The sequence below is a fragment of the Nocardiopsis halophila DSM 44494 genome, from assembly GCF_000341245.1.
GTDB classification, from domain to species: Bacteria; Actinomycetota; Actinomycetes; order Streptosporangiales; family Streptosporangiaceae; genus Nocardiopsis_A; species Nocardiopsis_A halophila.
In genome coordinates this window covers 19,809-28,969 of record NZ_ANAD01000133.1, presented here as the reverse complement: position 1 = coordinate 28,969, position 9,161 = coordinate 19,809, and the positions used below count along the sequence as shown (strand labels likewise).

At 72.7% G+C, this 9,161-nt stretch carries 4 protein-coding genes and 2 pseudogenes; all 6 read right to left on the bottom strand.

Annotated features, from left to right (window positions below; all coding sequences use genetic code 11):
- Positions 1 to 486, bottom strand: a pseudogene (locus tag D450_RS0115650) (hypothetical protein); the annotation flags it as partial.
- Entirely contained in the window at positions 483 to 1,109 is a 627-nt protein-coding gene (sigM, locus tag D450_RS0115645; RefSeq protein WP_017539602.1) for an RNA polymerase sigma factor SigM, read from the bottom strand. The gene sigM and the pseudogene D450_RS0115650, both read right to left, overlap by 4 nt.
- 8 nt (positions 1,110 to 1,117) lie before the next feature.
- A complete protein-coding gene (locus D450_RS0115640; protein WP_026128579.1) occupies positions 1,118 to 2,665 on the bottom strand; it encodes a protein kinase family protein in 1,548 nt (515 codons plus the stop codon).
- Between the two features lie 259 nt (positions 2,666 to 2,924).
- Positions 2,925 to 4,760 (bottom strand): murein biosynthesis integral membrane protein MurJ, encoded by a 1,836-nt coding sequence (murJ, locus tag D450_RS0115635; RefSeq protein WP_017539600.1) that lies wholly within the window; start codon positions 4,758 to 4,760, stop codon positions 2,925 to 2,927.
- 179 nt (positions 4,761 to 4,939) lie between these two features.
- Positions 4,940 to 6,634, bottom strand: a complete 1,695-nt coding sequence (gene murJ, locus D450_RS0115630) for a murein biosynthesis integral membrane protein MurJ (protein ID WP_026128578.1) — start codon at positions 6,632 to 6,634, stop codon at positions 4,940 to 4,942.
- A 364-nt stretch (positions 6,635 to 6,998) separates the two neighbouring features.
- Positions 6,999 to 9,074: pseudogene (locus D450_RS34735) on the bottom strand (DUF6049 family protein); the annotation flags it as partial.
- Between the last annotated feature and the right edge of the window lie 87 nt (positions 9,075 to 9,161).

Sequence of the window (9,161 nt, the reverse complement as noted above, 5' to 3'; positions counted from 1 at the left end):
CCCGTCGTCGCCCATGCCCCGCAACAGCGCCGCCCCCCCGCCGAACACGAAGACGGCGGCGGCCGCGGCGGCGATGTAGGGCATCCAGCGCGCCATGCCCCGGCGGCGCATCGGCACCACCTCGGCCGCACGCGAGCGGAGTTCCTCGGCGGCGTCGCCGTCGACGGTCCCGCCCGGCTCCTGTGCGGATCGGTCGTCGGAACCGGTGGACCCGTCGTCCTCGCCGGCGGCCGATGGGGTGCCGCCGCCGGGGGCCGGGTTCGCCCGCTCCGCGCGTATCGCCTCGTCCAGACGTCCCGTGACCGATTCGGGAAGCGGCGGGACCGGTGTCTCCGCCAGCAGCCGGGGGACATCGCCCAGAGCGGCCTGGATATCCGCGCACTGGGAGCATCCGGCCACGTGAGTCCGGACGGAGCGCTCTTCTTCGTCGTCGAGTAGCCCTTCGGCCGACAACGCGAGAGTCTCCGCGTCCACATGAGACGTCACGGTCTCCCGTCACCTCCTCTCGGGGATGTGACGTCTCGGGGGCGTTCAGGGTTCCGCAGGTGCGTCAGATAGGGAAGAAGTCTCGCCCGGCCGCGCGCGCACCGGCTCTTGACCGTGCCCGGGGCCACTTCGAGGATCCCGGCGGCCTCGTCGACGCGGTAGCCCATCATGTCCACCAGGACCAGCGCGAGGCGCTGCTCCGGGGGGATCTTGTCCAGGGCGGCGTGCACGTCCATCCGGGAGTCGCTGCGCCCCGCGGAGTCGGGGACCGACGCGGTGGCCTTGGCGCGCTCGTTGGAGAGCACGTCCAGGGTGGCGTCGTCGGTGGGCACGGCGGGGCGCACCATGCGGCGGCGCATCCGGTCGTGGCAGGCGTTCACCACGATCCGGTGCAGCCAGGTGCTCACCTGGGCCTCTCCGCGGAACCGGCCGGCGGCGCGGAAGGCGGACAGGAAGGCGTCCTGCAGCGCGTCGGCGGCCTCCTCCGGGTCGCCCAGCACACGGATCGCGACAGCCCACATGCGCTCGCGGTGGCGGCGGACCAGTTCGTCGAACGCCTTCTCGTCACCGCGAGCGTGTCTGGACAACAGCTCCTTGTCGGGGAGCTCTTGGACTGCGTCCATCACCCTCGTCACGATTTCCCGTGCAGCTCTACTTCGTTGATGCTCCCCCGCCATCCGCCGGCCTCGACCTGGGGGATATCAGTGAACCATATGAGCACGTAGCGACCTTTCGCAGGGTCGTCCAGCTCGATGGAGTTCTGTCCTTCGATGCCCGACTCCGAGGCGACGGGCTGCAGGGCGTCGAGGCTCTTGTCGTCGCCGACCCGGATCTCCACGTCGCTGCCTCCGGGACCGAGGTCCAGGTCGGCGCTGTGCAGCTCGACCGGGCCACCCATGTCGATCACCACGCCGATGCCGTTCTTGAGCAGGCCGAAGTCGACATCGTCGTACGTAGAGGTCTTCCACGCGGTGGAGGGGTCGCCGTCGATGGTCAGCTCGGCCTTGTCCGCGTGGTCGGCATCGCCGTCGCTGATGATCTGGGCGCTCTCCGGAGCCAGGGGGGAGATCTGGACCTCGTCCCCCTCGTCACCGTCCTTGCCGTCGGTCTCGGTGCTGCCCCCGGCCTCGGTGCCCTCGGTGCCGCCGCCGTCGCTCATGCTGGAGCCGATGTGCCAGGCGCCGACGACGACGCCGATGAACACGATGAGCGCCGCGGCGCCCATGAGGATCCGGGGCAGGGGGCTGTTGCCGCGCGGGCGGTCGCCCGCGGTCTGCTCGCGGGCGCGGCCGCCGCGGTCCCGCCCGCGGGAGCCGCCCGAGCGGTGCTCGGCGGAGGGGATCTGCCCGGTGTCACGCGAGGTGCCCCGCTCGGGAGCCGGCGCCGACGGGGCGGCGGCCGGGGAGACCGGGATCGGCACCAGGCGCGGCACGTCCGCCAGCGCCTCGGCCAGTTCGCGGGCGCTGCCCACCGGTCCGGGCCCCACCGGGGCCTGGAAGGCGGAGCGGCCCACCAGTTCGTCGAAGCGCGGCGGGACGCCGGAGGCGACCAGCGCGGGCCGCCGGGGCAGGCCGTCGACCAGCGGCGCCGGGGGCAGGTCCACCCGTCCGGGGCCCGGCCAGTGCCCGGTGAGCGCGGCGTACAGCAGCCGCCCCAGGCCCTGGGCGTCCTCCCGGGCGGGGTGTTCGGCGGCGATGCCGCGCAGCGCGGCGTCCACCCCGACGCCGGTCAGCTTGACCGCCCCGCCGACGCTCCAGATGAGCTTGTCGGGGGTGAGGTTGAGGTGGAACAGCCCGGTGGCGTTGGCCGTGGCCAGGGTCTCGGCCGCCTCGGCGACCAGGCCGGCGGCGCGCTCGGGCTCCAGCGGCCCCTGCTTGAGCAGGTCGGTCAGGGACTGGCCGACGACCCACTCCTCGACCACGTAGGGGGTGGGGCCCGTGTCGTCGGCGTCGAAGACCTGGGTGACACGGGAGTCGGCGATGCGGCTGGTGGCGCGGGCGGCACGGACGGCGTCCCCGGTCCGGGGGAAGCCTTCGGTGAAGGTCCACACCGCGACCAGGCGGGCGAGCGTCTCGTCGGTCGCCTTCCAGAAGGAGGCGCCTTCGGTCTGGCTCACCATTTCGTCTAGGCGGTAGCGGCCTGCGAGCCGCGCGCCCGGCTCGATCATGGAAGTGCTCATGCCGGGAGTGACGGACACGACGACCGGGGGGCCAGCGGGGCGGGCGCGAGGGGCGCCGGGGTGCCGTCAACGCTGGGGCCGGCCATGTCGGCGGTCCCTGACCTCCCTTCGGGCAGCTCGGAGATTCACGGGTGGGGCGGAGGAGAACTGCTGTTCCATGCTAGGACGCCTGGGCGGCGTCCCCGGAGGACAAGTACACCGCACCGAACGCACTCTGCCCTCCTTCCAGCGGTTACGTACGGTCATCCGGTCAGGGTGATCAGCGACGGAGTAGGCGGGTTCGTACCATACCGAAGAATGTTGTGACTTCCGTCACCCCGAGGCGGGGGGCGATGAGGACGAAGAGCAGGATCCCCACCAGGCCGCCCGCCAGGATGCCCAGCAGCGCGGGCAGATAGGTGCCCGGAAGCACCCCGAAGGCGAGGACCATGGCGACCCCGAAGATCGCGCTGGGCACCGAGGCGGCGTAGAGCAGCAGCAGGGTCCGCAGGGTGCGCCGCCCGTCCAGGCCGTTCAGCCGGCGCGCCAGCATGCGCCACGCCAGCACCGAGCCCACGATGTAGTACGTGCCGTAGGCCAGGGGAAGCAGCACCACAATGAGGTGCGGCGGGGCGGTGAACAGCAGGAGGACCGCCAGGGTCGCATGGGCCAGTTCCGCCGGGACCGCGATCAGCGACGGGGTGCGGGTGTCGCCCAGCGCGTAGAACACCCGCTGCTGCAGCTGGAACAGGGTAAAGGGGACGAGCATCACCGCGAACGCGGTGAGGATCCTGCCAACGCTTTGGGCGTCCTCCACCGACATGCTGCCGCGCGCGTACAGCAGCACGCAGAACGGGACGGCGAAGACCACCATCGCCACCGAGATCGGCACGATCAGCACCGAGGAGAGCCGGAAGCCCAGGGAGAAGTCGCGCCGCACCAGGTCCTTGCGCCCGTCGGCGACGTGCCCGCTCATCCGGGGCAGCAGCGCGGTGATCACCGAGACCGCGATGATCGCGTAGGGCAGCTGGTAGATCAGCGAGGCGTACTGGTAGGCGGCGTAGCCCGCGCCGGCCGCCGACTCCCCGGCCTCGGCCGCCCGCACCCCCGCCCGGGTCGCCACGTTGGTGGTGACGAGCATGCCGGCCTGCACCACGCCGATGTAGAGCATCATCCAGCCGGCGGTGCGCACCGCCTCGCCCAGCCCGGAGCCGCGCAGGTCCAGCCGCGGCCGCCAGCGGAACCCGGCCCGCCACAGCGTCCACACCAGCACTGCCATCTGCACCACCTGGGCGGCGGCGGTGCCCACGCCCAGGATGGTCAGGTCGGACCGGGTGATGGACTCGGGGGAGTTGCCGGGGCCGGCCACCCACAGGAACAGCCCGCCGGCGGCGATCACCACCAGGTTGTGCAGGATCGGCGCCCACATGGGGGCGGCGAAGTGGTTGCGCGCGTTCAGCATCGCGCTGGCGATGCCGCTGGCGCCGATGAAGAAGATCTGCGCCAGCAGGAAGCGCGCCAGGTAGACCGCCACGTCGTGCTGGGCGCCGGTGAACTCCCCGGCGTAGAGGCGGATCAGCCACTCCGCGGCCAGGATCGCCACGAGCGAGATCACGAACAGCGCCAGGAGCATGGCCGTGAACAGCCGCTGCTCGGTGGCGTTCCCCCCGTCGGCGTCGCCCTTGCGCCGCTTGACCAGGAACGGCACGAACACGCTGGCGAGCAGCCCGCCGATGAGCAGGTCGTAGACGGCGAAGGGGACCGAGTTGGCGGTCTGGTAGGCGTCCCCGAGCAGCTGCGTGCCCAGCGCCGAGGCGAGCACCACGGTGCGGCCGAAGCCGGTGATGCGGGAGACGACGGTGCCCACCGCCATGACCGCGCTGGAGCGCATCAGGTCGCCCGGCGCGGAGTGCGCCGCGCCGCCGATCTCGTCGCCCTCCTCGCCGACGCGGTCCGCGGTGCCCAGGTCGCCGATGGACGAGGGGTCGCGGACGGTGGTCAGGCCGGATTCGGGCGGGGCGGAGGGCTCGTCCCGTTCAAGGGTGTCGAGCACCTCTTCGGGCATGAGGAGCCCGTTGCGGTGCCGATCCTCGTGGTTGGACTGGTCGTTGGCCACGGGGCTGCAATCTGGTCGGGGGAGGGGCGGTTCGGTGTCCGGCCGCGCCTCGACGGACGCGGGTGGCCGTTGGGCCCGATGGAGGGGAGGCAACGAGGATACGGGCCCAGGCGACGGACGCGCGCCACCGGGGGCGGCCGCGGCCGGAGTCGGTCACACCGGACCGGAGGGGCGCCTCCTCAGCGCCCCAGCCGCGCCCGTACCAGCCCGATCACCGACTGCAGCTCCGCGATCCGCAGCAGCCGCGCCGCACCGAGGAACAGCACCGCCCCCAGGAGGGAGCCGGCGATCGGCGCGCCCAGGTTGGTCGCCAGCCCCTCGCCGAACTGCCGGGAGAACAGCCACAGCACGCCGATGGCCGCGCCGACCGCCGGGGCCGCGGCCAGGTGCAGCCGCACCAGGGTGCCCAGGATGCGCCGTCCGTCCAGGCCGCCGAGCCGGGCGCTGAGGATGGTCCCGGCGATGATCAGCCCGGACACGAAGGAGAGCATGAACCCGGCGGCGACCCCGACGACCACGAGGTTCGGCGGGAGCAGAAGGAAGGCGCAGACCGCCAGGGTGCCGTGCACCGCCACGTTGGCGATGCTGATCATCGCCGGGGTGCGGGTGTCGCTCATCGCGTAGAAGACCCGCAGCATCAGCTGGAAGATGCTGAAGGGCACCAGTCCCAGCGACATGACGGCCAGCACGATGCCGATGTTGTGCGCGTCGGCGGTCGAGGTGGAGCCGCGGGCGAACACCACCACCGACAGCTGCACCGCGTACACCGCCATCGCCAGCGACAGCGGCACCAGGACCAGCGCCGAGACCCGCAGGGTGCGGGAGAAGCCGTCGCGGACCTCGTTCCACAGCCCGTCGTGGGCCTGGGCGCTCATCCGGGGCAGCAGCACGGTGATGAGCGAGACCGCGATGATCGCGTAGGGCAGCTGGAAGAGCTGGTAGGCGTAGTTGTAGGCGGTCAGCCCGGCGCCGACGCCGTACCCCTCCTGCACGCTCTCGCTGCCGGCCCGGGTGGCGATGTTGGTGGTGATGAGGAAGCCGACCTGGGTGGTGACGGTGTAGAGGAACATCCACCCGGCGGTGCGCAGCGCCTCGCCCAGGCCCGACCCGCGCAGGTCCAGGCGCGGGCGCCAGCGGAACCCGGTCCGCCACAGGGCGGCGACGAGCGCGACCGTCTGGGCCGCCATGCCGCAGGCGGTGCCCAGGCCGAGCAGGGTCAGCTCGCCTTGGGAGACGTTCTCGGGGGTGCGGCCGGGCAGCGCCACCCAGACGAAGGCCAGGCCCACCGAGATGATCACCAGGTTGTTCAGCACCGGGGCCCACACCGGCGCGCCGAACCGGTCGCGGGTGTTGAGCATGGCGCTGATCAGGCCGCTCAGCCCGACGAAGAAGATCTGGGCGAGCAGGAAGCGCGCCAGGTAGACGGCGACCTCCATCTGCTGCCCGGTGAACCCGCCGGCGTAGAGCTCCAGGAGCCACCGGGCGGAGGCGACGGCCACCGCGCTGACCACGAAGAGCAGCACGACGGCGGCGGTGAACAGCCGGTCCTCGGTGGCCCTGCCGCCGTCGGCGTCGCTCTTGCGCCGCTTGACCAGGAAGGGGATGATCACGCTCGCCATCAGGCCCTGGATCAGCAGGTCGTTGATGATGAACGGGATCGTGTTGGCGGTGTTGTAGGCGTCGCCGAGCAGCTGGGTGCCGAGCGCGGCGGCCAGCACGATCGTGCGGACGAACCCGGTGATGCGGGAGGCCATGGTGCCGACCGCCATGACGGCGCTGGAGCGCATGGCGCCGCCCGTGGAGCCGGAGCCGGACTCCGCGCCCTCCCCAGGGGTGCCGGATTCGTCGCGTCCCTCGGCGGTGTCCGTTGCCACCGGATCGGTCCCCTTCACTGGTCGCCCTTGCGGTCCTGCTCGCCGTCCGCCTGCTCGGCCAGGCCGTCCTGGTCGGCCGTCGGCTCCTCGTGCCCCTCCTGCGGGCCCTGCTCCTCGTGGTCGTCGCCCTGGGCCTCGCCCTTCTTCTCGGACTCGGCGCTCCCGCTCTCAGGCCCGTCGCCCTCGGCCCCTTCGCCATCGGGGNCCCGCCGGCGGCCGCCGCGCGCTTGCGCGCCCACTTGCGCATCGCGCGCGGCGCGAGCGCGGTGATGAGCACCAGGGCGCCGATGCCGCTGATGATGATCGCCTGGTAGCCCAGGCCTGTCGCGTTGACCGGAGTGATGCTCTCCTCGGAGGAGATCGGCTCGCCCTGGGTGTTCTGCAGGCTGAGGTAGAGCATCGTCCGGCCGTTGATGCGCGCCTCCAAGGGCACGTACACCGTCGTCTTGCGGCCGGGGCCGATCTCCATCTCGTCCGTATAGTCCTGCACCTTCAGGCGCTCGGGGTTCTCCGAGAACATCGAGAGCTTGATCCGGACCGTCTCGTCCTCGCCCTGGAGATCGTTGGCGATGATGACGCCGATGGTCCCGGTCTTGCTGGCGAGCGCCACCGGCTCGGTCGGCACGATGCGCACGCTGCCCAGGCCGTTGCGCACCGAGGTGCCGATCAGGCCGACAGAGCGCGCGGCCCGGGACTCCTCGTCGCGCCAGGCGGCCGACTCGGCGCGCAGCACCGCGGGGCGGTAGGGGTCGACGTCCTCCACCAGGATGCTGTTGAAGAGGCGCACGGAGCCGCGGATCTCCTTGACCTGGTCCATGTGCTCCTGGCCGAGCCGCGCCTCGGCGGTCGCGTCGCCCCCGGCGGGGCCGCGCCGCTCGCTCTCGCCCCCGGGCGCCTCGACGTCGGACAGCTCGACCGGGCTGAGCCACGGCAGTTCGCGGGAGTCCTCCAGGACACCGGAGGCGAAGTCCCCGCCCGGGTTCCAGGTGGTCGGCGGCATCGCGACCACGGTGCGGTCCTCGCCGGTGTGCTCGGCGCTGATCATCGCGGTCTCGGCGATGAAGCGCTGCCGGGCCAGGGCGGCCTCGCCGGGGGAGCGGCTGGGCTCTCCCAGCGCCTCGGTGATCCCGGGGTCGGCGACGATCCCGGTCGCGTCGTCCTCGCCGTCCACCGGCAGCGGGGCCGCCGCGGCGGGGGTGTGCTCCACCCAGGGCTGGGCGGGCATCGCGGTCTCGGACACCAGGAAGGACTCGGCGCCCTGGGCGGTGTAGTAGTCCAGGGTGGCGGCGTCGATGAGGCCGCCGGGGGGCAGCGCGTAGGAGGTGTCCGCCTCCCGGCCGAGGGTGTGCCGCAGGGTCGCGTCCCGCAGTTCCACGGCCGCGTCGAGATCGTCCTTCAGGTCGGCGCCGAGCAGCGCGGACACGTCCGGGTTCGCGTAGGGGGTGGCGACCAGGGGGGCGTCCTCGAGCGCGTCGGCGGTCTGGTCGAGCCAGACGCGGGCCCCCGGGTCGGCCTCGACGGTGCGCACCGGCAGGGTGTCGCCCTTGCCGGGGACGTCGGTGTCCTCCAGGACGCTGTAGGACCCGCTCGCCATCCGCTCGATGTCGGCGAGCAGACCGGGGTCCACCGCCCACGTCACCGGGGTGCGGTCCTCGTCCCCGCCGTCGCCCTCGCCCGCGTCCCCGGCCTCGGTGTCGGCGTCGGCGCCGGCCGAGGGGGAGGCCGAGGGCTCCTCCCCGTCTTCGCCTTCCCCGGAGTCTTCCTCGGTCCCCTCCGCCTCGTTCGGGTCCAGGGTCAGGGAGCCGTCCTGCGCGCCCGCGGTGAGCAGCCGCCCGAGCCTGCCCTGGGCGCCGACGCTGGCCGCCAGGTCGGTGCTGAGGAAGGTGTCGTCGTCGGTGCGCCGGGGGTAGTCCATGAGCGGCCACACCCAGGCGATCTCGACGGGGGAGGGGGCGCCCCCCGACCCCTCGTAGGCGAGGAACGTGCGTACCGACGCCAGGGCGCCCTCGTCGGAGTCGAGCGCCTCGACGGCGACGGGGTAGACCCCGAAGCCGTCCAGGTCCAGGTCGGCCGCGTCGGCGCTGATCCGGAAGGAGGCCGTCTCGCCCGGCTCCAGGGGGTCGTCGAGCTCGTCGGCCGGGCCGTAGGCCGGGGTGCGCTCGTCGGCGGCACCGTCGACCGAGGCGAATTCGCCCAGCTGGGAGCGGTCGTTGAAGGGGTAGCCGGAGTAGCGCATCCGCACGCTCACCGACTCCAGCACGTCCTCGGTGGTGTTGGTGACCTGCCCCTCGATGCGCACGGTGCTGTCGGCGTCCACCGCCCGGGGGGTGATCTCCTCGACGAGCAGCGGGTCCCGCCCCTCCCGCTCGGTCGGGGCCGAGGGCGCCTGAGCAGGGTTGAACGCGGCCAGTGACGGGAGCAGGACCGCGGTCGTGGCCACGACCGCGCCCAGATGAGCAAATCGACGCACGCCAGAAGGTTTCCAGTCGGGATTGACGGTGGCCAGCGGGTATGCCGCGCTTGGTGG

Coding starts and splice junctions, on each gene's coding strand:
- sigM (WP_017539602.1), bottom strand. CDS start 1,109: ATGGACGCAGTCCAAGAGCTCCCCGACAAGGAGCTGTTGTCCAGACAC.
- D450_RS0115640 (WP_026128579.1), bottom strand. CDS start 2,665: ATGAGCACTTCCATGATCGAGCCGGGCGCGCGGCTCGCAGGCCGCTAC.